The organism is Seonamhaeicola aphaedonensis, assembly GCF_003386195.1.
GTDB classification, from domain to species: domain Bacteria; phylum Bacteroidota; class Bacteroidia; order Flavobacteriales; family Flavobacteriaceae; genus Seonamhaeicola; species Seonamhaeicola aphaedonensis.
This window is the reverse complement of record NZ_QRDX01000002.1, coordinates 254,313-279,577: the sequence shown is the minus strand read 5'-3', so window position 1 is coordinate 279,577 and position 25,265 is coordinate 254,313. Positions and strand designations below refer to the sequence as shown.

The following is a 25,265-nucleotide window of genomic DNA, read 5'->3' as shown; positions in this document are numbered from 1 at the left end:
AATAAAGTTATTGTACCAAGTTATGCACCATACTTAGGAAGTGATGAGGCTATTTCTAAAGATGCCGAGATTGAAATTATATTTAAAAGTATTTTTTCCGAAAAAAAAATAGTAATGCTAGACTGTGTAGAACTTAATAGATTTGGCGGCGGTTTTCATTGTATTACAATTAATAAACCAAAAAAAAAGAAAAACAAGAAAGCAGTTTAACTATTTGATGTAAACTTTCTTCACTGGTGTACTTATTCCTTTTATTTTATTCAATTTTATGAGAAAAAACCTCAAATTAAATATTTATAGCTAGTCTTGTTTCCATTTAAATTTTTTAATTAACTTACGCTATTGTATGATGATAACACTTAATGAAAACAAAAAATATTGTACTTGTTTGCTTAGTATTGGCAGCAAGTTTTACTTTATATTTTACCTCTAATTATCAAGATTATCAAGCCTCCACCGATTTTGATGAGACCGATTCTCATTTAGTGGTTTGGTCTAAAAACAATTCTAAGACCTATTTGAGCTTTCTAAAAAATTTAGCTGAAAATGAACATGTTATTCTATTCATTCCTAGATCAATAAGTAGTAAAGACATGGTTTTTAAAGAACTTAAATCTTTTGGTGTTAATACAGATAACGTTCAACTAGAAACTATAACCAATGAAAACATATGGATTAGAGATTTTGGTCCGTTATTTTTAATGAATAAGTGCGGAAATACCAAATCTTTAAGTTTTAAATATCATGAACGAAAAACACATACTTTTCCTTATGAATACCAACATATAACTAAGGAAAAAATTAGGTCTTCTCAAATAGTGGGAATTGGAGGTGCTAGGGAATTAAATGGTAAAGGATTAGCTATTTTGTTGGAAAAGCATGAAGAGGCTGCTAATCCAAAACTTACTAAAAATCAAATAGCTAAGGAATTAAAAAAAGTTGGGGTTAAAAAAATTATATGGTTAAAAAGTGGACTTCCTCAAGATGAAAAACCATCAGAAACTCCCATATTTGAAAATATTTACACAAGTGGAGCTGGTCATCATATAGATGCATTTTGTAGGTTTATTTCACCCAATACTGTTTTATTAGCTCAGGTAAACAGTAATGAAATAAACGCTAATCCCATTATGAAAATAGCTCATGAGCGCTTAGAAGAAAACTACAATATTCTTAAAAACGCTTCAGATCAAGATGGAAATCCTTTGAATATTATAAGGGTTCCTGTGGCTCCCTTACTTTTTGAAAACGAAATAGATTTTGGAGATATGACTAGAGTGTTTTTAAGGTCCACCAGTTATCTTAACTTTATAATAACTAAGGACAAAGTTATTGTGCCAGGTTATGCCGAATCCATAAAAAGTGAAGACGCTATTACAAAAGATTCAGAGATAAAAATTATTTACAAAAGCATTTTTCCAGAAAAGAAAATAATTCTCCTAGGTTGCGTAGACTTAAATAGAAATGGTGGTGGGTTTCATTGCATTGCCATAAATAAACCAAAGAAAAAGAAAAAAGTAGCCTAATTATTCTATAAAATTGGGATAATTTTAATTTCCTTTTATTTAAAAATTTTTGAATGCAATATCCTAATCCAACTAATTTTAATAGTATCCTATATGACTAAAATATACCGGGTATACCAGGTAATTGTCCCACTAAGGCCAACGCCACAACACACACCAAAAACATGATACCTGGAATGATTAATCGTTCTTTTAAAGATAGTTTTTTAGCTCTTTCTCTATCACCAATTAACCCAAGGTTATCAAGCAGCATAGTTAAAGCCCAACCAAAAACCGGATTTACAAAAGCACATGCAAAAATACAGGTACCTGCACTTAAGGAATCGTTTTGTTTTTGTACCATTTGCATACCCGCTTCTAGTAAAGGTAAAAATACACCCACTATGAGGGCTACTCTTAGTACCGGTTCCCACATGGCTAAATCCATGGGATAACCAAATACCGAGGCTAGAATGCAAAGTATAGCAGTGAGTATGGCTCCACCAGGAATTGGTCTCTTTGCAATAGCTGCAGGAATCATATAAGTTCCCCATGAAGACGCAATGTTACCACCTCCTAGAAAGGCTCCTACAACTTGTCGTATTGAAGATACGGTCATGGTATCATCTACGTCCATTAACACATTTTTTGCTTTTTTAGGGTAATTCATTTCTTGAAAAACACGATGACCTAAATAGTCTGGAGACCACATAGCAACTGCTAAAATGGCGAACGGTATCACTGCTACAAAATGTCCGAAATCTGGCCAACCTAGTTGCCACCCAGTTTCTTCGCCCCACCACCAGAAAGGATTAAAATGTGGGAGTCCGGGCTCTGTAGAAAATTCAAAACCAACCCCCATAGTGTAAGCTGTAAACCCTGCAATGGCTGAACATAACGGAATTGCAAGCCACCGCTTTTTAATTCTTGCTAAATAGGCATAAACAAATACGGTAATGCCTATAACAGCAAAAGATACGGTACTTTCACCTTGAGCAGTGGTCCACAATTCAAATTTAGAAATTTGCCCAATTAAACCAACGGCTCCTAAATAAATAAGAAGCCCTCCTCTTACCCCTACTCCTGTTAATTCCATGAGTTTAGAACCTCCTTTTGTAATACTTAAAAAGAGTCCAAAAACACCAATTAAAATACCCAGAGCTAAAGGGTGTCCACCAGCGGCTGCTATTACGGGTATTAGAGGAATCATAGGTCCGTGAGTGCCTGCTAAATTGGCTCTTGGATTTAAAATAGCCGAAAAAATCAGCACAAAAATACCACCGGCAATAAGTAATTCATATCTCACGTTCTCTGCAACAAACTCGGGAGACAACCCAAATTGTACAGCAAAAGCTGCTACCATGGCTGTTACCATTACTACTTTTCCAATAGTGGCTGCTAATGCGGGTACTAAATCTTCAAATTCTATGTGAAAATCTCTAAATGGCATGTGAACACGCCATCGTTTAAATTTCATACTTAGTAGTTCGTGTTCTAAATAATCTTCCCTTTTTTCAAACTCACTAGACTTTTTACGGTTTTGATTGTAAGAGTTTTGATTGCCGTTTTCCATTTTTAATAAATTGATTGTCTGTTGAAGTTGACAAATTTACTTTCATAAATGACTTACAAACATGAGTTTTGTCAGTTTAAGATAAATATATCTGTTAATAACTTGAAACAATAGAAATATAGATGCAACGTTAGTAATATTTATATTCGAAAATCTGAAAATTTTACCAACCAGTTCTTAGAATGAAATTATTAATTACGGGACTTTTTTTCTTGTTGTCAATACAAACGTTTTGCCAAAGAAAAATAAATGATATTGAAGCATTTTATAAAGACATAGAGTCTATTTTAGAAGATTCAACTAGAATAGATTCCATGAATACGATTTCTGATAAGCCAAATATCAAATCAAAATTTTGGAGTCACACAGTTTATAATCCATATAAAGAAATCAAAATGGAATTTCCATTAAAATTAACGTTCAAGGACTCTACTTACGGTTCCCCTATTGGAAAGCATAAAATAGTGACCTCCCGATACGGGTGGAGACGAGGGAGGGAACATAAAGGCATTGACATTGACCTCATTACAGGTGATAGTATATTTGCTATGTTTGATGGAGTTGTTAGAATGTCTAGATACACCAGTGGTCATGGAAGAACTGTAGTAGTGAGACATTACAATGGTTTAGAAACCGTTTATGCCCATTTATCAAAATATGGTGTTAAAGAAAATGATACCGTTTATAAAGGTGATTATTTGGGTAAAGGCGGCACATCTGGAAATGCCCGTGGGAGCCATTTGCATTTAGTGATAAACTACAAAGGCGTTTCAATAAATCCTGAATACTTATTTAAGTTTGATGCGAATAATACCATAAGATCTAAAGAGCTTTGGGTAACTAAAAAATGGACACAACCTGTTTTTCACAATTCAAAAAGACAAAGCCCTATTAAGCCTTTATTAACTAGAGAGGAAGCCTTGGCTAGTTTAATAAAGCAACGCTCTATTTATGTGGTAAAACCTGGTGATACATTATCTAGAATTTCAGCAAACAACAACGTAACAATTGCTTCCATCTGTAAACTTAACAGTATTAGAAAAAGTTCTGTTATTAAAATTGGGCAGAAGTTACTTATTGAAAAGTAATAACACTTCTACCCTTTATTACAACTTAGTTTGAATTAATAACACTCCCCGAACCATTTATATTACTATTTATGGTTGGTTGCCCTTTATAATATACATTACCGCTGCCTTCAATGGTTATATCTAAACTATTTGAACAATTAATTTCGATATTTCCAGAGCCTTCAATGTCAAAATCACCATTATTAATAATAAAATCAAAGCCCATAATATTTCCAGAGCCTTCATTTGTTAAGTTCATATAATCGCCACTTCCTTCTAATACAATATTGGCAGATCCTGAATTTAACACATTGAGTCGCTCTATTTCTGAAAAACCTAAGATAGTGATGTTTCCAGCGCCAAAATTCTTAATACTACTAAGTGTATTTACTGTGATATGAGCTTGTAAATTAATATTTCGGTAAGTATCATTGTCTAGAGTTAATATAAGCTCGTTATTTACAACTTTAGATTTTACTTTGTGAATTATATTATCATCTGCTATTATTTCTAATGATTGCGTAGTTCCTTGATCAATAAAAACTTCAAAGACTCCCTCACTTTTTATTTTCGAAAAAATGGGTACATCTCTACGTTCAGATTTAAGATCTCCTGAGCCATAAAGAATATCATTTGAACACGATAATACAACTATTGGGATAAATAAAAATACTAATGTTTTAATAATTGATTCCATTTTAAATTGTTTTAAAGATTGATGGAACAAAATTAAAATGAAGGATAAAGCTTTACATTGATATAAATCAATACTTTTTACTTCTTAACCTGGATAGTGTTTCTGGTGTAATATCTAGGTAGGAAGCTATGATGTGGTGTGGTATTCTATTAAATAATTCTAAGTTTTTATCACAGAATTCTAAATAGCGGTCTTCTGCATTTTGAGTAAGTAATGATATTTCCTTTTCATGTTTTTCTAAAATAAAGTTTATAAGCTGTTGATTTTTAAAACTGGCTATTTCTGGAAATTGACTAAATAAGTCTTCAATGTGATTTCGATTCCAAATCACTAATTTACAATCTGTTAAGCATTGACAAAAAATATAGCTAGATTCATTTTTAAAATAGCTAATAATAGAGCTGTAGAAGAAATCATGCTCTTTAGAAATCCGAATTGTTTTCTCATGACCATCGGGAGTAATTACATAATGCCTTGTAACACCTTCTTTGATGAAGAATACTTTGTTAGATTTTTCTCCTTGTTTGATTAAAAACTCTTTTTTTTCAAAATTTTTTGAAGTTCCACTTTTCAAAAGGAAATTAAAAGGATCATTCATACTAAATATAGGCTATTCTATTTTACAAGTGACTATAAAAATAAAAAACTCCCTTTTATCAAAGGAAGTTTTTCAAAGTGATTAATAGTAATTAGTTAGTAAGATTCAATTTCTTTGCCAAGAACAATATCTCTGGTGGCAACCCATAAACCTTCTTTTTTGTCTAATTTCAAGATTCTTTGAGGGTCCGTCTCTTCTACTTTAGCTCTACATTTACCAGTTAGTAAAGGATCGTCATCAAATAGAAACGTTTCTATTTTATATTCTGGTTTATTAGGTTCTTTAACTATTGGGTAAATTTGTTTTAGTTCCTTTCCATAAATATAACTTCCTGGTACAAATGTATATAAGGTATATTTACCATTTTCATCTGTTCTTACCCAACCTCTATGGTGCACATAGCGTTTTTTGTTATGTCTTTTTAACTCAAAATTTCCATTTTCATCAGTTTGATGCACAAACAGTAAAATATTCTTTGCAGGGGTAACACCATCACTTTCGTAGATAGTTCCAGTAATTTTGAGCTTATTTTTTTTTGAAGAAAAGTCAGGAATAGTATCAATGCTATTCAAATTCTTTTCCGAATAATCATAAATAGGACTACGTTTTTTGTAATTTTCAGGAATTTCACTTAAGACATCGGTAGGTTCTTGAGCTACTACTACATAACAATTTGCTAAGACTAAAATAACAGAAATTATTACTATTATGTATTTATATTTCATGGGGACAAATATTAATTTGTTTAAAATTAGCACATTATATTCCTGAACGAATAAAAACTATATGAACTTTAAAATAAAACGATGAATTGCGATTTTATGTAAAAAACATCGATGAAAAGACATTTTAATTTCATCTATCCAATACTATGACTTTATTCTCTACCGAATTCTTGAATACCTTGAAGTTTGAGTTTAAGGTAAAAAATAAACCCCAAGAGAACTTGGGGTTGTTTGTAAATCAATAATATTTAGACTATTTTATTTTAAAGTAAATTCTGAGGTTGATACAAGATCTTTATGGTTAAAAACATTCACCACGTAACGACCTTTCTCAAAGTCTTGTCCTTTTTTAGTGACAAACTCACAAACGTTAAGGTTTGCATTTTCATAATTAAACTTGCTAATAATACTATAGTTTAAAGTTTTATCTTCAAATTCTACTTGCTCATTCAAACCTAAAGTATTGTTTTTTGGGTCAATGACTTGAACATATAATTCTTGATCTCCTGCTTGTACTAAGCTGTTTTTAGCAACGGTAAAACAAACTCTAATTTTATCTGTTCTGCCTGCTCGTTCTGTTGGAATTAATTTACCAGAGGTTCTTTCTATAACTCCAAAACCTTTTAAGCCTACAGTTCCTAAAATAGAAGCATTTTCAACAACTTCTGCTAAAGCAGTATTTTGCACTAATAAAGAATCTGTAAACATAGTACGCTCTTCAAGTTTTACCCTTGTACTATCTAAAGACGTTGCTAAATAGGAATTCTCTACTCGTAATGAATCATTTTGAGCTAACAATACATCCATTTCCTTTTGAAGTGATAAATATTTCTTTTTATATCTCCATAAACTTCTTACATTCGTTTCAGAAATTTTTAAAGAATCTATTAAGCCTTGAATTCTTTCTCTTGCTTCTACTAAACTTTCGTTAGTAACTTTATTTTCGCTTATGGCTTCATCATATTGCTTCGCCATGGCGTTTAAATCATTCATTACCAGCTGTTTCTCTTCTTTTAATTGTTTCTCGTTTTCTTTACTATCACTATAAAGATTCATCGTGTAAAATCCAATCCCTAAAAATAGAGCGATTGCAATACCTAATGCAATCTTTAGGCCTTGACTGCTTTTGTTTTCTTCCATAATTACTTGTTTTTAATGTTTGGGTTAAGATTAAATACTTACTTGTTTTTACTTTTAATTTTTTTACGCTATAATTAAATATTGATGTATTTTTAATCAAATTAATTTCTGAATGGATAAACTGATTTTATTTAAAAAATCGAACTTAAATAAGCTTTTAAGCAAGCGCCAAGGTGAAACTAAATTTGGGCAACACGTCAAAATTTTAACGAACATTTCTAACATATACGAACAACTTAAAGATTTAGACGTCGAGTATGTAATTTTTGGAATTCCTGAAGATATTGGAGTTTTAGCAAACCTAGGTAAATCAGGATCATCTAAAGCTTGGGATGCCACTATTAAAGTTTTATTAAACATACAAAGTAATACATATACCAGAGCAAAAGATGTTTTATTACTTGGGCATTTAGATTTTGCGCAAGAAATGGAGCAATGTGCTAAACTAGATGTAACACATAAAAAAGATTTAAAAAAAGTTAGAGATTTGGTTAGCCAAATAGATACTCATGTAACTTATTTGGTGAATCAAATTGTTTCTGCGGGTAAAAAACCTATCGTAGTTGGTGGAGGCCAGAATAATGCTTATGGTATTATAAAAGGAACTTCTTTAGCATTAAACAAAGCTATAAATGCTGTAAACCTTGATACCCAATCAGATTTTAAACCTGAAGAAGGGCGCCACAACGGAAATGGTTTTAGTTATGCCTTTGCTGAAGGCTTTTTGGGTAGGTACTTTGTTTTTGGATTACATGAAAACTATATTTCTGAAAAGACATTAACCACACTCGATAAAGTTAAGGCGGTAAAATACAATACGTTTGAAAGTATTGAAGTAAAAAGTGAATTAGAGTATGGTTCTCAAATGGAGCGTGCTTTGAAACATGTTTCAAAAGATATGTTTGGTATTGAAATTGATTGTGCTGCTATTGAAGGAATATCAAGTAGTTCTATGACACCAAGTGGGTTTAGTGTAAATAAAGCGAGACGATTTGTGAATTATTTTGGTAAACATGAACATGCCCAATATTTGCATATTTGTGAAGCAGCACCAAAAAAGAAAACCGAATACCAAATAGGAAAACTTATCACTTATTTGATTACAGATTTTATCAAGTAAGCATCGCCTAATTAGATGAAGCCTTTAAAGAATCTATCTGTTTTTGAAGCTGCTCTATTTGAATTTCTTTTTCAGTTTTAATTAACATTGAGTCTATGGCTTGTTCTACAAAGTCAATGTTTTTTGTTTCTTCTACAAAATAATTACCGATACCCTCGCTAGCTCTCCACGCTTCATTAAGTTGTTTATATACGGTTTTATCCCATTGGCTTGGGTGTTTTACGTCAATCCAAACAACGTCGCGGTATTCACTGTCAACCAACGCTAAATCGGGTGTTGCAGATCCATCGAATTTTTCAGCTTCATTATCTCTTATCGCAGAAATGGTTCCTAAGAAAAACATACGTTTTCTGCCCGCTATATTTTTAATATATGGTCTAAATTCAACGGGTTTGTTAACAGACCAATCAAACTCCTTTCTAGATTCGATTACTTTTAGCGGCATAGCAGAAACTCCAGCATAACCCTGTTTTTTTGCCGCATGGTCATAATAATAAAGTTTATTGGTGCCATCAGCAGGAATAAAAACACTAAAGGTTAAACTGGTACGCTCATCCCCTACAGGTTCCAATCCAAACCAATGATATAAACCACTATACGCATCAGAATCTGTGTCAGAAAAATCAAAATCAGTTACAAAGGGTTGTTGATTTTGGTCATCTGCTAAAACAGGAATTTTAACAGCTGTTTCCATATTCCAAGGTAACGGATCACTAAACCCCCCAAGGAACTTTAAAGATTCTGCTTGTAGTCTTGATACTTTTTCAGCAAGTGTATTTTGTCTTGTTAAATAAGGATGGTTATCCATTTCATTCGGACCTATATAAGTGCCCTTTCCTATTAAAATGCGCTCAATGTAATCTTTAAAATCATGTTCTCCAGCCTCTATCACCATAACACCTCCAAAGGTTGGATAGGGAAATAAAAATCCTTTCCATTTAATTAAACTCACCACTTGAACCCATTGCCCAGTATCATTTTTCATATAATACGTGTCGCTAGGTTCCATAGTAAACAACTGAAAAATATTAAATCGTTGCACTACAGCATTGTAAGTATTTCTGCTAAACTTTAATGATTCCCCAATTGAAAAGGTTACTGGTATTCTATTTTCACTTGAAAACCTTGGAAATGGCGTGGTACTTGATACCGAAAATACTTCTTCAGTATTATCTGTAATGCCTTGCCAAACATACTTTTCGGTAGGCTGAATGGCCATGGTCCATTTGTTTTCACCATCTACTCTTACCAAATGCGGTAATGATACGTCTTTGGTCTCACCTACACTTTCATTTGCCATAGAAAAAATGTTACGTAATGGTTGAATACGTTCGTTCTGCGTTAATGGCAGTTCATTAATTTCAACTCGATTTAAGCTATTGAAAACGTTATATATTTTCATGTAATCGTACATTTTAAAATGCCAACCAACGATATATAAAGTACCAAAAAACAATATTAAAAGTCCTAAAACACCTAATCTATTTCCGGTGCTAGCTGTTTTCCTGAATTTTCTTAATCCAAAAAACAAAACAAGTCCACATAATAAAATAATGAAAACAAATTTTCTTAAAAACAATAAAAATGGTTGATAATCATCTCTCAAAACAAACAAAAGGATTAATAAAACTAGTCCAATTAGTATAGTGTTTCGTTTTTGTTTTCCGCCTTTATTCCAATAAGATTTTATCATAATTTTATTTTATTATTTCTAATCACGCTTAAACGAGATTCAAAATTTTGATTACTGAAAGATTACTTCGTCATACTTCCTTGTGATGACGTTATTTTAAATACCCTTTATCTTTTAAACGCTCTCTGGCACTTTTACCTTGTTTTTCAGTTAGCTCTTCTATTTCTTTTTCAGGCTCTAAATCTGTGTCTTTGTTTTTTATGTCTTCAATAATATCCTTTCCTTTTTCTATGGTTTCTTTTACAACATCTCCTAAACTATCACTTTTTTCTTCAATAACTTTTCCTGATTTTAAAACAAAATTAGCTAGATAAGTTCCTAGTATAGTACCCACAGAAATTGATGCAAAAGCCGAAATGCCATTATAACTTGTAAATATTTCAAAAGGTGATAAAAATTGAATAACTAACCCTGTAAGCAAAAAGAAACCAATCACATAAACCAACCTTGGCAATAAAGGCTGTTTAAATACAAACCCTTTTTTATCTTCTGGTTGCATTTGCAATTCTTTGCTATTAAATATTTTATTGAAAAACTGATAGAGTTTGTTTGCTTGAGATTCCCTCCAGTAAATAAAAATTCCAAATAGAATTGCTGCTGTAAAAATTACTAATTCTAGTCCCATGTTTTTTAAGTTTAAAGTTATAAGCGAAAAGTTTAAAGTTAAAACTTTAGCCTCTTAACTTATTAGTGTGTATTTGCTAAATATTGTTAATAATAGTCTCTACAACCCATTCCTTTAATGAGTTATCCCAATCTTTATAATTATCATAAAAATCTTCTTTATCATACCAATACCAGTATAAAACATCTTTGGGCGCTATGTTAACCAATAATTTCCATATTAGGTCTTGATGCTTAGGTTCTAAAGATGAATGCGGTTTATGCAAGGCATCAAATAGTTTCGAATCAACAATATCAGCTATTTTAAATTGGTTACTAATTTCTAGTTTTTCTAAATACCTTTCAACACTCATTATCTTTTTACGAGTATTTATGTCAAGCTTATTCAAGTAACTTTTATAAAGAATGGGATTACTTAAAATATCTTTTATAGGGTGTTCTGTGTTTTTAAGATGAAGTGACATTTCATATTTTTTTATGCGTTCATAACGTTCTGTCTTTACAACATTTTCTAGATTATACTCAATAATAATATGCTCTCGTAATTTTGTCATTAGCTCTGGCTGCTGTATATGATAAATAAGCACGTCATAACTTGTATTTTTTATGGCTTCTTTATGCCATTTTTCATCTTCAAAAACCACTATAGGTTTAATAAAATCTCTAAGAACGTAAACACCACCGAAGGCTCTGGTATAAAATGAACTCACTTTAAAATCTATGGCTGGAAGTTCTAAATCTCTATGACGTAAATCTCCATATTCTTTAGCCGATTTTAATAATTCAGCATGTACATCTTCATCAATAAAATTATAATCACGCTTAAATTTTTGTATTAATTCGAGTTGTTCCTGTTGTTGATGATAGAGATTATTCATAAAATGAAAATTGATATGAATGGTATCATACTTCAAAACATCTAATGGTTCATAAAAGGCATCTATTTTCTGATCAAAATCTATGCATATAGCGGAATCTCTGGTAATGTCTTTTATTTTGTCTCCATACACCTTAAAAATATGTTTCATCATATCTCTATCAAAGGTGTGAAACGGTAAATACACTGGTTTACCTTTTTGCAAAGGCGTAATGATAATGCCATGAGGATTTGCCTCTCCGTTATTTAGATAACTTAAATCTTGTTTTTCTTCTGCAATTTCTGGGCTCCAACCAATGCCATCAATATTAAAGCTCTTAAGTTTAGTTGGAGTAAAGCCTAGTTTTATAAGGCATTTATTATAGCGATCTACCAACTTTCCACTTACAGGAATGAGTTCACTTCTATATAAATTGGCTTCTATTAATTTTTGCATCTCTGTTATTCCTGCGAAAGCAGGAATCTATTTTTTTATTTCAAACAATACTCTGTAAATTCCCTCCTACACGAGAATGACAAATTACTCTATTAACTTATGAATTATCGCATACTGTAATAACACAATAGTTCTTGTGTCAACAATTTCTCCTTTATGAAGCATTTCTACGGCTCTATCAAAAGGAATTTCCATAACTTCAATATCTTCGGCTTCACTATCTAATCCGCCGCCCTCATTTACTTTCATAGCCTCTGTATATTCACCAACAAAAAAGTGCATTTTTTCAGTCATAACACCAGGTGATGAATACCCCTCATATACTTTTTTTACTTTTTTGAGCCTATACCCTGTTTCTTCTTCGGTTTCCCTAATAATACATGCTTCTGGATTATCTTTATCTAGCATTCCTGCAGCTATTTCAATTAAAGAGCCATCTTCATTGTCACTCAAGTAAGTAGGCATCCTAAATTGTTTTATAAGTATTACGGTCTTCTTCGCTTTATTATAAAGTAAAATACCAGCACCGTCCCCTCTATCATATACCTCTCGCATTTGATTTACCCAATGACCACTAGGCATCAAATAATCAAATGTTACCCGATTCAGGATATAGTAGTTATCAGAAAGCAATTTTTGTTGAATATTTCTTACCTTTTTGTTAATCATCATCGAATAATTTTCTAGCTTCCATTTCAATATTTAACTGATTTACTCGGGCATCAACTTTACGTTTGAAATCAGTATCGGCAATAGTTGCTACATTATCTAAATAACGCACTACCTCTTGCCTTCTAATTTCAGAAAAATTCAATCCATGCATGTTAGATTTCATTAATTCTTGTAGCATATTGAATTTGGTTTCGTAATCTTTTTTGAAATAAATTTCTGGATTTTCAAACCAATCATCTTCCAAGTCGAAATCGGTTAAGCGCAATGATACCGCGCTTTGTATATTTCTAACATCTCTAGATGAAAAGAATGGAAACTCTTTTTGCATTTCTTTATACAGATTGGCATAAAACAAATGCTCATTGGTATTAAACTTCTTTTCAATGTTTTCATAAATCTCATGCACACGCTCTTCTGAAGGTTTTTCAATAGCGCTTAAAATTTCACCCATATTTTTAGCTAAACCTTGATTTTGTAAATACCTATAACTATTAGGATTTTGCATGTTTACAAAATTGGGCAACGTATCATCAAATTTACACCACCAGAGGTAATCTTGATCTAAAAAATCATGTTCTGTTCGCGCTCCATCAATTTTAAAACGTCCTTGCACCCGAGAAATAACAGCTTTATCTAACATTTCTGGAAGATTTGTAAATAAACCAATGGAGCTGTTGCCATAGTTTACGGCATAAGCACCTTCGGTATACCGTAAAAACACCCCTATGACTTCTTTTACACCTGCTGAAACTCCTTGTGCTGTACGTTCTTGTAGGTTGTTTTCAGCATCATCAATAGGTGCAAATATTAATTTTGAAGGGTCTTGAAGTGGTTTCATCCACTCCACCATTTTTTCAGCAGAGCCCCCTTGAAACGTACTTATTAAGGTATCTGGCATAGGATGAAATAAAAATGGAATATCCAATTCATCACAATGTTCTTTAAGTTTAGTTGCAATAGCCGCAATGAGCATACTTTTACCTGTACCAGGAATTCCATACCCCATAAAAACAGGCATAAAGCCTCCTAGTTCTTGAAACGGGTTCTTTTTTTCGGTAAAATCGTAGCTCAATAAACGCTCGGTTAATCTACGAGCAAAATGCTTCGCATCTCGGTTACCAACAATTTGTTCAAACTTAATTTTATTAAATTCTACACTTTTAGCGGTACCCGCAAACACATTATTCCATCCAGAAATTGCAAACTCTGAGTTTTCTAATTTATAGGTTCTGTCTTCAATCGTCTCGGTATACTCTAAACTACTTTTGCGTAACTGAATCTCATCAATTAAAGCTTCAAAATAAACCACAGTAAAATTAATGACATCTGTATCAGATTTTATAATTTCAGGATGTTCTAGATATTTGTTATAATAAAACAAGGCACAGGAAATTCCTTTCATGGGTGATAATAAAGACATTTCTGGAATACCGGCAAACTTTTGCTTCATCACACTTAAATCATCCGAAGCATGTGGTTTTAAATCGTGTAATATTTTATAAGCCATTGAAAATAGCATAAAAGCTGTTGCTGTATGTATTTTACTCTCAAACTCTCTTTTTCCAATTGAATCTAAGGCAGACTTATTTTGATTTAAACTTGTTAATCCCGAAGCATCATAATAACTGTCTTTTACCCATATACCCATTATTATCCCTTCTTGAACCGCATAGAATGTTTGATTTAGATAAATGGGAATAGCAACAGAATCTGGCAATAATCGTTTTTTTAATGCTAAAATAGTTTTAGAAACCGACGTTATTTCAGTTGAAGTACTACCATTATTAGCACGAGATAAATACAAGAGAATAGAATCTTCTTTGGCATCTTTATCACGGTTTTTGGCACGAGCACCTTGCTCCCATTGAACGCTTTTTAAATAAGACGAGGCCTCATCACGAAGCATATCTAATTCTGATTGTTTTATCGGGAAAGTTGAATTGTGTTCCATCTTCAAGTTAAAAGTTATAAGTTAAAAGGCATAAGTGGGCTTGGGTCATGTTTGTACAAACTACTAACTTTTTATTTTTTCAATTTTTAATTCTGCCATTTCAATTGGTGGTTTAGCTAGTTTATTCATAAGCTCTGGACTCTTATTGTATAGTAATTGAATAATTCTATGAGGTGCAAAGACATATTTTTGTTTAAAGATTTCATCCCATCTTTGTAATATTTGTTTACTAAAGAAACTCCCCTCTTTGAATTCACTTTTAGATGTTACTTGATCTATTTTCATTGATAAAGCATAAGATTCTACTGGAATTTCTTTTTTACTAATTCCCTCCAAGATAAGATGAGTAAACTCATTGGCATCTTTAGCAAACATATTATGTAATGGTCCTAAATCAATTCGCTTTATAAGTTTTGGTGAAACTTTGGCTAGTTTTCTATCAATACCGTAAGCCATTGTATCCAAATTCATTTTCCGGTCTGCCACATGCTTTAACACTTCATAGATGGATTCTTTGTAATCATCTATTTTATTACCATAGTAATTAAAATACATGAAACAAACAAACGGACGATTACTCGCTACATCATAAAAGCTCCAACTTGTTAAAAAATCAGATTGAGAGTCTTTTGGCGCACTTACAATTTTACCCTGAACAAACCTATTAAATATGTATTGTTTATTAACAGATGAGTAGTACACAATAGATGCCGCTTGAAATAGTTTTGTTTTTTTAATAGGTTCCTTTTTGCGCAACAGTGTGTCAAGAAACTCTTCCTGTAATTCACTTATTGGAGTTAACTTACCCAGATAGTCATCTCGCAATTCTAAGTCATTAAATAAATATCTAAATTCTAAATAATTAGGAAAACCAGACTCTGTTAAATCCACCTTCATGTTATCTTCCTCATCATACATATACTTAACACGCATAGCCTCAATAGAATACAATAGCAAATCACAATATTGCTTAAACATGTTAAGCTCTAAATTATTAATTATACTATTTTGTTGAACAGCTACAATAAGCTCTTTGAACACATAATCTACCATTTTATGATAAAATATATAATGTTCTTTAGAATCTAATGTTGCTGAATCTAAAGGTGTAGTAATATGATTGATTGTCATGTTTTAAATAAATTGACAAGTATTTATTTTACGTTAAGAATATAAGTAGTTTAGCTTTGCTTAGCACAAACTTCTCTTACATGAAAAATTATTTAGCGGACAGCCTGCCCGCGCTTTTTTGAAAGTGCGGTATCATATAATTGATTTTAAGATAGTAAATCGTCTTCTTCCGCTTTGGGTTTAGGATTCCCTTCTGGAGCATTAGCATCTCCATCTGGTTTACTAGCTTTGGTTTTGTAATAATCTTCAAAAAGTTCTTTCATATCGATACCGTAGCGCTCTGCAAAATTCTTTTGAATATCGATGTCTTTAGCTCTAATTTCTTGTAAAGCCTCAGCATAACTACTATAAACACCTTGCATTACTTTTTCATGAACTGGGATGTTGTCCATCATATCTTGGCGTGCTTTAGCACTTGCTGTATGCATAGCGGCCAATGTTTCTCCAATGTGTTCATCAGTTTTAACTCCCAAATGTTCTAAAATAGCAGCAAACTCTTGGTCTGTACGGGCTTTTAGAGCCACCACATAACCGTCGTAATACTTTAATCGTTCTTCAGTATCTGATTTTAATTTAGCACGATGCGTTTGTAAATTACTACGTAAAGACGTTAATACTTTGATGGTTAGGTTATGCTTATGAACAAAGCTATCTTTACTGGCAGCTAGTGTAGTATAAGCATTTTTTAGTCCTTCTAATTCCTCAACTTTTTGCTCAAGTTCTGTAACTTTTCCAATGGCCTGTGCATATTCGGCAGATTGCTTATCGGCAATATCCTCTAATTCTTGTCGCGCTTGTTTTAATAAGGCATATTGTTCTTCTAACCTGTCTTCTACTTCTTTCTTTTTTTCTAGAGCTTTTGTATGGTTTTTTGTGGCCTCAACAATAGCATCCTGTAACTTATCTTCTACCTCTTTAATTTCAACTTCACGGTTCTTTAAACGAGTAACTGCCGCTTGACTTTTATAAGACAATTCACTTAAAAGCGTTTGAACATCGGCATTTTCAATTCGCTCTTGAAACATGGCCTTCGCTTTATTATCGGCTGAAGCTCTTATTTTTTCAGCTTCTTTCAATGCCTGTTCTGCTTTAACAATTTTACTCTTACGTCCCCAAAGGTTATTCCACCACGTATCAGGTTTACTTTCCGCATCCTCTAACTCAACTCTAGCACGCTCTAAGGCTTTTTGAGCATCATCTATTACTTTTTGTTCTGTGGCATTTAATGAAGAGAATTTTTCAAATAAAATACCAACCTCGTCTTGATAATCAGTTAAATCTTTAATAGCATCAAGAAGGGTTGTTCTGTCTTTTTCTGCCATATGAACCACATCATCTAACGTGGCGTTTAAAATTTTTTGGCGTACTTCAGGATCGTCTTCCTGAGCTAATTTAGATTTCATAGTGTCAATGGCTTTTCCCCAGTTAACATCTACTTTTTCGGTTTTTTCATTTGAACTGGTTTCTAATAAATCGAAATCATCAGACATAGTCGGTGTTGTATTAAAGTTGAACAAATTTTCAGACAAGCAATTTCGTTAAAAAAGATGACTTTTAAAATATAAATTGCTCAAATGATTGGTAGATAATTTTATGAAATTGTTACAGCAAAAACATGTTTTCGATTAAATGCACGTGTTTCATGTAAGATTTTAAATCTTAATAAAGTAATATAAACCCTTTGGTTTTTAATTAATTGCAATATAATTCAGCTGTAACTATTAACACTTTTTGTTTATATCCTTTTCTTCTTTAATTGTTTAGAGTACATTTTAATAGTATATTTGACTTGCTATTAACCAGATGTACCTAATATATGTTTCTCAATCTAACGCCATATTCACTTCTTGTTGCAGAATATACCATACTTACTGTATTAATCGTGGTAGTAATCTTTTTTGCTTTATTATTAATTTTAGGTATCAGAAAATCCTATAAATTAAAAAAGGAAAATGAACGACTGGATCAAATTAGTGAAGAGCTAGCTAAGAAAAAGGAAGAGGAATATAAAGACTTTACTAGCGGTCACATGTATCAATAAACCCAAATATCATGAAAATCTTACTTATTCTTTTAGCTCAAAATAGTATTGAGCAAACTGCTGAAGATCAGTCTATACGCTCTCTGATTAGTGTTTTATCAGTATTCTAAATTACAGTTCTACTTCTTTTAGTTTTAAATCTTGTAAAGGTTTACAAACAGAAAAAGAGGATTAATTTTTTAGAAGATCAATTGAATTCATAGAAAAAGCCAGCAAAAGCTGGCTTTTTAATTATCTAACAAGTTTCTTGTACTTAATTCGTTTCGGCATGATATCTCCTCCGAGGCGTTTCTTTTTATTTTCCTCATAATCTGAAAAACTACCTTCAAAAAAATACACTTGAGAATCCCCTTCAAAAGCTAAAATATGGGTGCAAATTCTATCTAAAAACCAACGGTCATGACTTATCACTACTGCACAACCTGCAAAATTCTCTAACCCTTCTTCTAAAGCACGTAATGTATTAACATCAAGGTCGTTAGTAGGCTCATCTAAAAGTAATACATTACCCTCTTCTTTCAGTGTCATTGCTAAGTGCAAACGGTTTCTTTCACCTCCAGAAAGTAGTTTTACCTTTTTATTTTGCTCACTTCCAGAGAAATTAAACCTACTTAAATATGCTCTAGAGTTTACTTGTCTGCCACCCATCATAACCAGTTCTTGCTCATCACTAAAGTTCTGCCATATTGTTTTTTCTGGGTCTATATTAGAATGACTTTGATCTACATAAGCAATTTTAGCAGTATCACCTACAATAAACTCTCCTTTGTCTGGTGTTTCCTCACCCATTATCATTCTAAAAATGGTAGTTTTACCGGCACCATTAGGACCTATAACACCAACTATCCCTGCTTGAGGTAAATTGAAGTTTAAATCCTCATATAATAGTTTATCTCCATATCCTTTACTCACACCAACGGCTTCAATGACATTGGTACCAAGTCGTGGACCATTAGGAATATATATTTCAAGCTTTTCATCCAATTGTTTTTGATCTTGGCTTAATAACCTATCATAATTCTTTAATCGGGCTTTCTGCTTTGTTTGGCGTCCTTTAGCTCCCTGCCTTACCCATTCTAATTCACGTTCCAAAGTTTTTTGGCGTTTTGATGCCGCTTTTCCTTCCTGTGCCATACGCTTAGACTTCTGATCTAACCACGATGAGTAATTGCCTTTCCAAGGAATTCCTTCTCCTCTATCTAATTCTAAAATCCAACCTGCTACATTATCTAAAAAGTACCTATCATGAGTAACCGCTATAACTGTTCCCTTATACTGTGCCAAATGATGCTCTAACCAATGAACCGACTCTGCATCTAAATGGTTGGTAGGCTCATCTAACAACAATACGTCTGGTTCTTGAAGCAGTAGTCTACATAACGCTACGCGACGACGTTCCCCACCTGATAACACCCCGATCTTTTTGTCTCCATCTGGTGTTCGTAAAGCATCCATAGCTATTTCTAGCTTGGTATCTAATTCCCACGCATTGGCAGCATCAATTTGATCTTGAAGTTCTGCCTGACGGTTCATAAGTTTCTCCATTTTATCTGGGTCGCTATAAACCTCTTCTAAACCAAACATATCGTTTATTTTGTTGTATTCATCTAGAATAGCAACGGTTTCAGCAGCTCCTTCCTTGACCACTTCCAAAACCGTTTTCTCATCATCTAATTGAGGTTCTTGTTGTAAATATCCAACGGTATAACCCGGTGAAAAAACCACATCACCTTGGTAATTCTTATCTACTCCGGCAATTATTTTCAATAAGGTAGATTTACCCGATCCATTAAGACCTAGAATACCAATTTTTGCTCCGTAGAAAAAGCTTAAATAAATATTTTTTAAAACTGGTGTATTTGCATTTTGAAACGTTTTAGTAACACCAGCCATGGAGAATATTATTTTTTTATCGTCGCTCATTTTTTAGTTTGTTAGATTTTTCAATTGATTTAAAAAGCTTCTTTTACACTCTTCCTTTTAATGCATTAAATACCCATGCAATAGCAAAAAAACCAATACCTACAGTTGCAAACCCCCATCCTGCAACATCATCATATCTATAAGCACCCATTAAAATGAGGATAACCCCCATAATAATCATTAAAACTGTAGCCCAAGCTAACACCGTATTTTTATTCATTGCCATAATCTTTTCTTTTTATTATTGAGAGTAGCAAATATCGTGTTTTTAAATAAAAAAGCATCCAAAATTTTGGATGCTTTAAGGTTTTTTCGTCATTATAATCGTTACAATGAAATCATTGGAACTTCAATAAATAATAGTTCTGTAGCTTCAGTAGTGTTAACGGTAAAACTATCAGTTTCTGAAATACCCACGGCATCTCTAGAACTAAGTGTTGTTTCTCCTAAATTATATTTTCCTGAAATATTCATAACATACACCCCATGATTTTTACTTTTAAGGTTATAATTGAATACTTCTCCTTCATTCAAATCTATTCTAGAAATTTTTACATCTTGATGAATTTTTAAACTATTGCTATCAGTATCTTTTATTGATGTAACCAAAGTTTGGAGTTTCCCATTTCTATTTTCAGCCTTAAATGTTTTCTGATCGTATCTTGGTGCAACACCCTGCTCTTCAGGTATTATCCATATCTGAAATAAACTTAAATACTCTGTTGATGAGCCGTTTATCTCAGAATGTTGAACACCTGTACCTGCGCTCATAACTTGCACCTCACCTGGTAAAACTTCTTCCCAAACATCATGCATGTTATCTCTGTGTTTAAGCACTCCTTTTAGCGGGATAGTTATAATTTCCATATTGTCATGCGGATGTGTACCAAAACCCATTTTGGGCGCTATTATATCATCATTCATAACACGCAAAGCTCCAAAGTGAATGCGTTCTGGGTTATACCAGCCTGCAAAACTGAACGAATGATTTGCTTGTAACCAACCATGATTTGCAAAACCTCTAGTGTCTCTTTTATGTATTATTGTTTTCATTATAAATCCTTTCCGGGTTCCCCCTTTTTTATAGTTATCTAATTTTGTCCAAAAGAAAACTCAATTGTTCTGCCTCTGCAGTAGTTAAGTTTTCTAACAAATCTTCTTTGAAATCCTTATCAATTGAATCGAGCAATTTTAATCCTTTATCTGTAATTTCAATGTGAACTACACGTCTATCATTAGGACAAGGTAGTCTCTCAATAAATTCTTTAGCACATAATTTGTCCATTAAACGGGTGGCATTGGGAGCTCGTTCTATCATGCGCTCTTTAATAGTTTGCACCTTTATGGGTTTACCTGCACCTCTTAAAATGCGCAAAATATTAAACTGCTGTGGTGATATACCAAAAGGTTTAAAAAACTCATTTTGATGGCTATTTATCCAATTAGCAGTATATATAATATTAACTAAAGCCTTTACTTTTTTATTAAGGAATTTAGAATTTATGTCTTTTGAAATATCTCCCATTTAAATCGAATATTAAGGTGTCTGTAGAAAATCCTAAAGCACTCCTTTAAAATTTTTCACATGTTCTTTGAGCTCATCGTCAAGGTCTTTATTACTTATTTTTCCTTCTGAAAAATTAGTTCCAAAAGATGGTAAAGAAAACACACCTGTAATGTTTGCCGCATGTCTAGGAAAACGATCTTGAGCTATGCTCAAAACAGAAGCCCCGCCTCTGCCTCCGGGTGATGTTGCCATGAGTAACATGGGTTTTTCACTCCAAAAACTACCTTCAATTCTAGATACCCAGTCAAAAATATTTTTAAACGCTGTTGTATAGGCACCATTGTGTTCTGCCAATGACAATATCACTCCATCGGCTTCCTTAACGAGGCTTAGGAACTTATATGCCTTATCTGGGATACCATGTTCATTTTCATAATCTATACTATAAATGGGTATGTCAAAATCATTTAAATCCAAAATATTAGTCTTTACATCGTCAATTAAATTTGCGGTGTAAATTGCTAATTGTTTATTGATTGATTTTTTACTATTACTTCCTGCAAGTGCTATAACTTTTTTCATATGTTATTTTTATAATTCAAATATAGTAATTACAAAAATATATTCCAAGGAATATATTTCCATGTTTTATATTTTATGATTTTTTTAACTATTGCCTTAGAAAAAGCAACTTTTTGTACATTAGCATAAACGAATCTGCACATGGATATCAACTTCAACAAAAACGAAGATCATAACAAACTCTTAATTTCAGAATTAAACCGAAAACTTGCTAAGATTAAGTTGGGCGGTGGCACAAAAGGCATCGAAAAGCAACATGCCAAAGGTAAAATGACAGCTAGGGAGCGTATTGACTATTTGTTGGATAGAAATGCTAAAAATATTGAAATTGCATCTTTAGCAGGTGAAGATATGTATCCTGAACATGGTGGCTGCCCCTCTGGTGGTGTGGTTGTAAAGATTGGTTACATTAAAGGAAAGCAATGTATTGTTGTGGCTAATGATGCCACCGTTAAGGCTGGAGCATGGTTTCCTATTACTGGTAAAAAAAACCTTAGAGCACAGGAAATTGCCATAGACAATAAGCTTCCTATCATTTATTTAGTTGATTCAGCTGGTGTTTATCTGCCTATACAAGATGAAATCTTTCCTGATAAAGAACATTTTGGACGCATTTTTAGAAATAATGCTATTATGAGTAGTCTAGGGATTACTCAAATTGCAGCTGTTATGGGAAGTTGTGTTGCTGGTGGCGCCTATTTACCTATTATGAGTGATGAAGCTTTGATTGTTGACAAAACGGGGAGTATATTTTTAGCAGGAAGTTATTTAGTAAAAGCAGCCATTGGTGAAACTATTGATAATGAGACTTTAGGTGGTGCCACCACTCACTGTGAAATTAGTGGTGTTACCGATTATAAAGCAAAGGATGATAAAGATGCTTTGGATACCATAAAAAATTTGATCGACAAAATTGGAGATTATGATAAAGCTGGTTTTAATCGTATAGTATCAGTTAAACCAAAAGATAATCCTGAAGAAATATATGGTATCATACCAAAATCTAGAGCTGACCAATACGATATGTATGAAATTATTAAACGTTTGGTTGACAACTCTGAATACGATGAGTACAAAGCTGGTTACGGACAAACTATCATCACTGCTTATGCCCGTATAGATGGTTGGGCCGTTGGAATAGTTGCTAATCAAAGACAAATAGTAAAAACTAAAGGAGCCAAAACTAAACCTAGCGAAATGCAGTTTGGTGGTGTGATTTATAATGATAGTGCTGATAAAGCCACTAGATTTATAGCAAACTGTAATCAAAAAAAGATTCCACTACTCTTTCTACAAGATGTAACTGGTTTTATGGTAGGAAGTAAGAGTGAGCATAGCGGTATTATAAAGGATGGCGCTAAAATGGTAAATGCCGTTAGTAATTCTGTAGTTCCAAAATTTACAGTCATTATTGGAAACAGTTATGGCGCAGGAAACTATGCTATGTGCGGAAAAGCCTACGACCCAAGATTGATTGTATCATGGCCAAGTGCAGAATTAGCAGTAATGAGTGGAAATTCTGCAGCTAAAGTCTTGCTTCAAATTGAAAAAGCCTCTTTAGAAAAGCAAGGTGAAAAGTTTACTAAAGAAAAGGAAGAAGCTCTTTATAATAAAATTAAGGCCAGATATGATAATCAAGTGTCTCCTTATTATGCTGCTGCAAGAATTTGGACAGATGCTATCATTGACCCCTTAGATACTAGAAAATGGATAAGCATGGGTATTGAAGCTGCAAATCATGCACCCATTTCCAAGCCATTTAACTTAGGAATACTCCAGGTATAGTTTCAATTTATTTAATTTTTTCGTAACTTATGATTTATAAATCAACAACTTATAAGTCATGGGAACAATTAAAGTATTAAACAAATGGGCTAATAGGCATACCTATTTCCCGATTGATATTTTACGCATTGCCCTAGGTGTTTTTCTTTTTTTTAAAGGAATTGACTTTATGGGGAATAGCGAGATGTTAGCACAATTATTAAAACCTGTACAAAATATGGCCGGCACTATGGTTTTAGTACACTATGTTGCTCCCGCACATTTTCTTGGAGGCATTTTAATTGCTTTTGGACTACTTACGCGGTGGGCTATAATTGCTCAGGTACCTATATTAGTAGGTGCGGTTGCCATAAATTTTATAGGAGAAATGCAGACCACAAACCTTGTTTTAGCAATAACTACATTGTTAGTTTGTGGATTCTTTTTAGTTTATGGTTCTGGAAAACACTCTTGTGATTATTATTTTAAAATGCAGAAGTAGAAACAAAAAACGCAACTCAATGAGTTGCGTTTTTTATTCTCAAAGAGCCTAATTCAATAGCTCTAAAGTTTTTTGTCTGTGTATTTTACCAGAAAGTGTTTGCGCAAATTTGGGTATGTAATAAATACGCTTTGGTATTTCAAATTTATTTAGAGATTCAAAAACAGCTTTATCTAATGAGTTTTCTTCTGCTTCAACCAAAAGCACTAACTTCTCGCCTAGTTCATCATCTGGTTGTGAGGTTACAAAAAATTCTCCTTTAATTTTTCCCTGAAGTTTTTGTTCTATTTGCTCAGGGTACAGCTTTATACCTCCTGAATTGATTACATTATCAAATCTACCTAACCAATCAAACTGTGTGTTGGAATACAGCTCAACAATATCATTAGTCACCAACTTTTCATCTGTTAAATGAGGCGCCTCAATAACCAAACATCCTCTTTTATCTTTTGATACAGTTACACCTGGCAAGGTTTGGAAATACTTTTCAGATTCATCACCTGTGAAATTATTCAACTTTCTAACAGCAATATGAGAAATAGTTTCTGTCATACCAAACGTTTCATAAATCTGCGTTTTTTTATCTTGAATCATTTCCTTAATAGCATTTGAAACGCGTCCACCACCAACAATAGCTGTTTTTAAAGACTTTAAGTATTTGGCAAAATTTTTAAGTTGCAACGGTGTAAAGGCACAAAAATCATAATCTTTAACCAAGTCTATTCTTGGATTGGCTGAAGGTTTTACCATATCTAGCTCTAAGCCAAGAATGATAGCTCTTACAATCATCATTTTGCCTGCAATAAAATTTGAGGGTAAGCAGTTTAAAACTTTTTTGCCTGGTGTTAGGTTAAAAAAATCTCCCGTAACAATGGCAGAATTTACCATAGACTGTTTTTTAATTTTAATCTTTTTAGGCTTTCCTGTTGAGCCTGATGTTTGAACCTCAACATAATCTTCTCTATCTAACCAATCTAATAAAAACAGTCCTAACTCTACTTGGTAGGGTTCACCTTCTTTTGTAAAGCTGTAAGCAACCTCCATGAGGTCTTCATAATTATAATGGTAATTGTTTAGTTTAAATCTATTGTGTACATTTTTGTATGTAGGGGTCATGAATTCTCTATTTAGTCA

At 32.8% G+C, this 25,265-nt stretch carries 24 protein-coding genes; 6 read left to right on the top strand and 18 right to left on the bottom strand.

Annotated elements, in window-relative coordinates; genetic code table 11:
- On the top strand, positions 1 to 210 hold a 210-nt coding region (locus DFQ02_RS15165; protein ID WP_181896356.1), incomplete at its 5' end, for an agmatine deiminase family protein.
- 152 nt (positions 211 to 362) lie between these two features.
- The gene (locus DFQ02_RS04945) at positions 363 to 1,526 is read left to right on the top strand and encodes an agmatine deiminase family protein (RefSeq protein WP_116039886.1); all 1,164 of its coding nucleotides are present in this window, start codon (positions 363 to 365) and stop codon (positions 1,524 to 1,526) included.
- 97 nt (positions 1,527 to 1,623) lie between these two features.
- Here DFQ02_RS04945 and DFQ02_RS04940 read toward each other — a convergent pair whose 3' ends face one another.
- Positions 1,624 to 3,078, bottom strand: a complete 1,455-nt coding sequence (locus tag DFQ02_RS04940) for a DUF3360 family protein (RefSeq protein ID WP_116039885.1) — start codon at positions 3,076 to 3,078, stop codon at positions 1,624 to 1,626.
- A gap of 182 nt (positions 3,079 to 3,260) precedes the next feature.
- Here DFQ02_RS04940 and DFQ02_RS04935 point away from each other — a divergent pair, with 182 nt between their 5' ends.
- On the top strand, positions 3,261 to 4,166 hold the full coding sequence (locus DFQ02_RS04935) for a M23 family metallopeptidase (protein WP_245940198.1): 906 nt from the start codon (positions 3,261 to 3,263) through the stop codon (positions 4,164 to 4,166).
- A 25-nt stretch (positions 4,167 to 4,191) separates the two neighbouring features.
- Here the strand turns inward: DFQ02_RS04935 and DFQ02_RS04930 are convergent, their stop codons facing one another.
- The 4 genes from DFQ02_RS04930 to DFQ02_RS04915 form a co-directional block, all read right to left on the bottom strand.
- Positions 4,192 to 4,845 (bottom strand): head GIN domain-containing protein, encoded by a 654-nt coding sequence (locus tag DFQ02_RS04930; RefSeq protein WP_116039884.1) that lies wholly within the window; start codon positions 4,843 to 4,845, stop codon positions 4,192 to 4,194.
- A 67-nt stretch (positions 4,846 to 4,912) separates the two neighbouring features.
- Positions 4,913 to 5,443, bottom strand: a complete 531-nt coding sequence (locus DFQ02_RS04925) for a Crp/Fnr family transcriptional regulator (RefSeq protein WP_116039883.1) — start codon at positions 5,441 to 5,443, stop codon at positions 4,913 to 4,915.
- Positions 5,444 to 5,538: 95 nt separating this feature from the next.
- Positions 5,539 to 6,168, bottom strand: a complete 630-nt coding sequence (locus tag DFQ02_RS04920; protein ID WP_116039882.1) for a peptidase associated/transthyretin-like domain-containing protein — start codon at positions 6,166 to 6,168, stop codon at positions 5,539 to 5,541.
- 258 nt (positions 6,169 to 6,426) lie between these two features.
- Positions 6,427 to 7,308: a chromosome partitioning protein ParA gene (locus tag DFQ02_RS04915; protein WP_116039881.1), complete on the bottom strand. Its 882-nt coding sequence runs from the start codon at positions 7,306 to 7,308 to the stop codon at positions 6,427 to 6,429.
- A 112-nt stretch (positions 7,309 to 7,420) separates the two neighbouring features.
- On the opposite strand from DFQ02_RS04915, the gene DFQ02_RS04910 reads away from it, so the two are divergent.
- On the top strand, positions 7,421 to 8,428 hold the full coding sequence (locus DFQ02_RS04910; protein ID WP_116039880.1) for a formimidoylglutamase: 1,008 nt from the start codon (positions 7,421 to 7,423) through the stop codon (positions 8,426 to 8,428).
- 7 nt (positions 8,429 to 8,435) lie between these two features.
- On the opposite strand, the gene DFQ02_RS04905 is transcribed toward DFQ02_RS04910, so the two are convergent.
- From DFQ02_RS04905 to DFQ02_RS04845, 12 genes are all read right to left on the bottom strand, one after another.
- Positions 8,436 to 10,121 (bottom strand): hypothetical protein, encoded by a 1,686-nt coding sequence (locus DFQ02_RS04905; RefSeq protein ID WP_116039879.1) that lies wholly within the window; start codon positions 10,119 to 10,121, stop codon positions 8,436 to 8,438.
- Positions 10,122 to 10,212: 91 nt separating this feature from the next.
- Entirely contained in the window at positions 10,213 to 10,746 is a 534-nt protein-coding gene (locus DFQ02_RS04900; RefSeq protein WP_116039878.1) for a hypothetical protein, read from the bottom strand.
- A 76-nt stretch (positions 10,747 to 10,822) separates the two neighbouring features.
- Positions 10,823 to 12,058, bottom strand: coding sequence for a DUF6638 family protein (locus tag DFQ02_RS04895; protein ID WP_116039877.1), 1,236 nt, complete (start codon positions 12,056 to 12,058; stop codon positions 10,823 to 10,825).
- Positions 12,059 to 12,142: 84 nt separating this feature from the next.
- A complete protein-coding gene (locus DFQ02_RS04890; protein WP_181896362.1) occupies positions 12,143 to 12,727 on the bottom strand; it encodes an NUDIX domain-containing protein in 585 nt (194 codons plus the stop codon).
- Positions 12,720 to 14,681: an AAA family ATPase gene (locus DFQ02_RS04885; protein ID WP_116039875.1), complete on the bottom strand. Its 1,962-nt coding sequence runs from the start codon at positions 14,679 to 14,681 to the stop codon at positions 12,720 to 12,722. Before DFQ02_RS04885 ends, DFQ02_RS04890 begins: the two co-directional genes overlap by 8 nt.
- 63 nt (positions 14,682 to 14,744) lie before the next feature.
- Positions 14,745 to 15,812 (bottom strand): hypothetical protein, encoded by a 1,068-nt coding sequence (locus DFQ02_RS04880; RefSeq protein WP_116039874.1) that lies wholly within the window; start codon positions 15,810 to 15,812, stop codon positions 14,745 to 14,747.
- A 146-nt stretch (positions 15,813 to 15,958) separates the two neighbouring features.
- Positions 15,959 to 17,302, bottom strand: a complete 1,344-nt coding sequence (locus tag DFQ02_RS04875) for a coiled-coil domain-containing protein (RefSeq protein ID WP_116039873.1) — start codon at positions 17,300 to 17,302, stop codon at positions 15,959 to 15,961.
- A gap of 782 nt (positions 17,303 to 18,084) precedes the next feature.
- A complete protein-coding gene (gene ettA / locus DFQ02_RS04865) occupies positions 18,085 to 19,776 on the bottom strand; it encodes an energy-dependent translational throttle protein EttA (protein ID WP_116039871.1) in 1,692 nt (563 codons plus the stop codon).
- 43 nt (positions 19,777 to 19,819) lie between these two features.
- Entirely contained in the window at positions 19,820 to 20,002 is a 183-nt protein-coding gene (locus DFQ02_RS04860) for a CAL67264 family membrane protein (RefSeq protein ID WP_116039870.1), read from the bottom strand.
- Between the two features lie 101 nt (positions 20,003 to 20,103).
- On the bottom strand, positions 20,104 to 20,829 hold the full coding sequence (locus DFQ02_RS04855; protein WP_116039869.1) for a pirin family protein: 726 nt from the start codon (positions 20,827 to 20,829) through the stop codon (positions 20,104 to 20,106).
- A gap of 34 nt (positions 20,830 to 20,863) precedes the next feature.
- Positions 20,864 to 21,301, bottom strand: a complete 438-nt coding sequence (locus DFQ02_RS04850) for a MarR family winged helix-turn-helix transcriptional regulator (protein WP_116039868.1) — start codon at positions 21,299 to 21,301, stop codon at positions 20,864 to 20,866.
- 33 nt (positions 21,302 to 21,334) lie between these two features.
- Complete coding sequence (locus DFQ02_RS04845; protein ID WP_116039867.1) at positions 21,335 to 21,865, bottom strand: NADPH-dependent FMN reductase; 531 nt, start codon at positions 21,863 to 21,865, stop codon at positions 21,335 to 21,337.
- 141 nt (positions 21,866 to 22,006) lie between these two features.
- On the opposite strand from DFQ02_RS04845, the gene DFQ02_RS04840 reads away from it, so the two are divergent.
- Together DFQ02_RS04840 and DFQ02_RS04835 are read left to right on the top strand one after the other, a co-directional pair.
- A complete protein-coding gene (locus DFQ02_RS04840) occupies positions 22,007 to 23,650 on the top strand; it encodes an acyl-CoA carboxylase subunit beta (protein ID WP_116039866.1) in 1,644 nt (547 codons plus the stop codon).
- A gap of 58 nt (positions 23,651 to 23,708) precedes the next feature.
- Positions 23,709 to 24,131: a DoxX family protein gene (locus tag DFQ02_RS04835; protein WP_116039865.1), complete on the top strand. Its 423-nt coding sequence runs from the start codon at positions 23,709 to 23,711 to the stop codon at positions 24,129 to 24,131.
- Between the two features lie 48 nt (positions 24,132 to 24,179).
- Here DFQ02_RS04835 and DFQ02_RS04830 read toward each other — a convergent pair whose 3' ends face one another.
- Entirely contained in the window at positions 24,180 to 25,247 is a 1,068-nt protein-coding gene (locus DFQ02_RS04830) for an AMP-binding protein (RefSeq protein ID WP_116039864.1), read from the bottom strand.
- Between the last annotated feature and the right edge of the window lie 18 nt (positions 25,248 to 25,265).

Bases quoted from the DNA above. Each gene is read 5' to 3' on its own strand.
- DFQ02_RS04945 (WP_116039886.1), top strand. From the start codon at position 363: ATGAAAACAAAAAATATTGTACTTGTTTGCTTAGTATTGGCAGCAAGT.
- DFQ02_RS04940 (WP_116039885.1), bottom strand. From the start codon at position 3,078: ATGGAAAACGGCAATCAAAACTCTTACAATCAAAACCGTAAAAAGTCT.
- DFQ02_RS04935 (WP_245940198.1), top strand. From the start codon at position 3,261: ATGAAATTATTAATTACGGGACTTTTTTTCTTGTTGTCAATACAAACG.
- DFQ02_RS04930 (WP_116039884.1), bottom strand. From the start codon at position 4,845: ATGGAATCAATTATTAAAACATTAGTATTTTTATTTATCCCAATAGTT.
- DFQ02_RS04925 (WP_116039883.1), bottom strand. From the start codon at position 5,443: ATGAATGATCCTTTTAATTTCCTTTTGAAAAGTGGAACTTCAAAAAAT.
- DFQ02_RS04920 (WP_116039882.1), bottom strand. From the start codon at position 6,168: ATGAAATATAAATACATAATAGTAATAATTTCTGTTATTTTAGTCTTA.
- DFQ02_RS04915 (WP_116039881.1), bottom strand. From the start codon at position 7,308: ATGGAAGAAAACAAAAGCAGTCAAGGCCTAAAGATTGCATTAGGTATT.
- DFQ02_RS04910 (WP_116039880.1), top strand. From the start codon at position 7,421: ATGGATAAACTGATTTTATTTAAAAAATCGAACTTAAATAAGCTTTTA.
- DFQ02_RS04905 (WP_116039879.1), bottom strand. From the start codon at position 10,121: ATGATAAAATCTTATTGGAATAAAGGCGGAAAACAAAAACGAAACACT.
- DFQ02_RS04900 (WP_116039878.1), bottom strand. From the start codon at position 10,746: ATGGGACTAGAATTAGTAATTTTTACAGCAGCAATTCTATTTGGAATT.
- DFQ02_RS04895 (WP_116039877.1), bottom strand. From the start codon at position 12,058: ATGCAAAAATTAATAGAAGCCAATTTATATAGAAGTGAACTCATTCCT.
- DFQ02_RS04890 (WP_181896362.1), bottom strand. From the start codon at position 12,727: ATGATTAACAAAAAGGTAAGAAATATTCAACAAAAATTGCTTTCTGAT.
- DFQ02_RS04885 (WP_116039875.1), bottom strand. From the start codon at position 14,681: ATGGAACACAATTCAACTTTCCCGATAAAACAATCAGAATTAGATATG.
- DFQ02_RS04880 (WP_116039874.1), bottom strand. From the start codon at position 15,812: ATGACAATCAATCATATTACTACACCTTTAGATTCAGCAACATTAGAT.
- DFQ02_RS04875 (WP_116039873.1), bottom strand. From the start codon at position 17,302: ATGTCTGATGATTTCGATTTATTAGAAACCAGTTCAAATGAAAAAACC.
- ettA (WP_116039871.1), bottom strand. From the start codon at position 19,776: ATGAGCGACGATAAAAAAATAATATTCTCCATGGCTGGTGTTACTAAA.
- DFQ02_RS04860 (WP_116039870.1), bottom strand. From the start codon at position 20,002: ATGGCAATGAATAAAAATACGGTGTTAGCTTGGGCTACAGTTTTAATG.
- DFQ02_RS04855 (WP_116039869.1), bottom strand. From the start codon at position 20,829: ATGAAAACAATAATACATAAAAGAGACACTAGAGGTTTTGCAAATCAT.
- DFQ02_RS04850 (WP_116039868.1), bottom strand. From the start codon at position 21,301: ATGGGAGATATTTCAAAAGACATAAATTCTAAATTCCTTAATAAAAAA.
- DFQ02_RS04845 (WP_116039867.1), bottom strand. From the start codon at position 21,865: ATGAAAAAAGTTATAGCACTTGCAGGAAGTAATAGTAAAAAATCAATC.
- DFQ02_RS04840 (WP_116039866.1), top strand. From the start codon at position 22,007: ATGGATATCAACTTCAACAAAAACGAAGATCATAACAAACTCTTAATT.
- DFQ02_RS04835 (WP_116039865.1), top strand. From the start codon at position 23,709: ATGGGAACAATTAAAGTATTAAACAAATGGGCTAATAGGCATACCTAT.
- DFQ02_RS04830 (WP_116039864.1), bottom strand. From the start codon at position 25,247: ATGACCCCTACATACAAAAATGTACACAATAGATTTAAACTAAACAAT.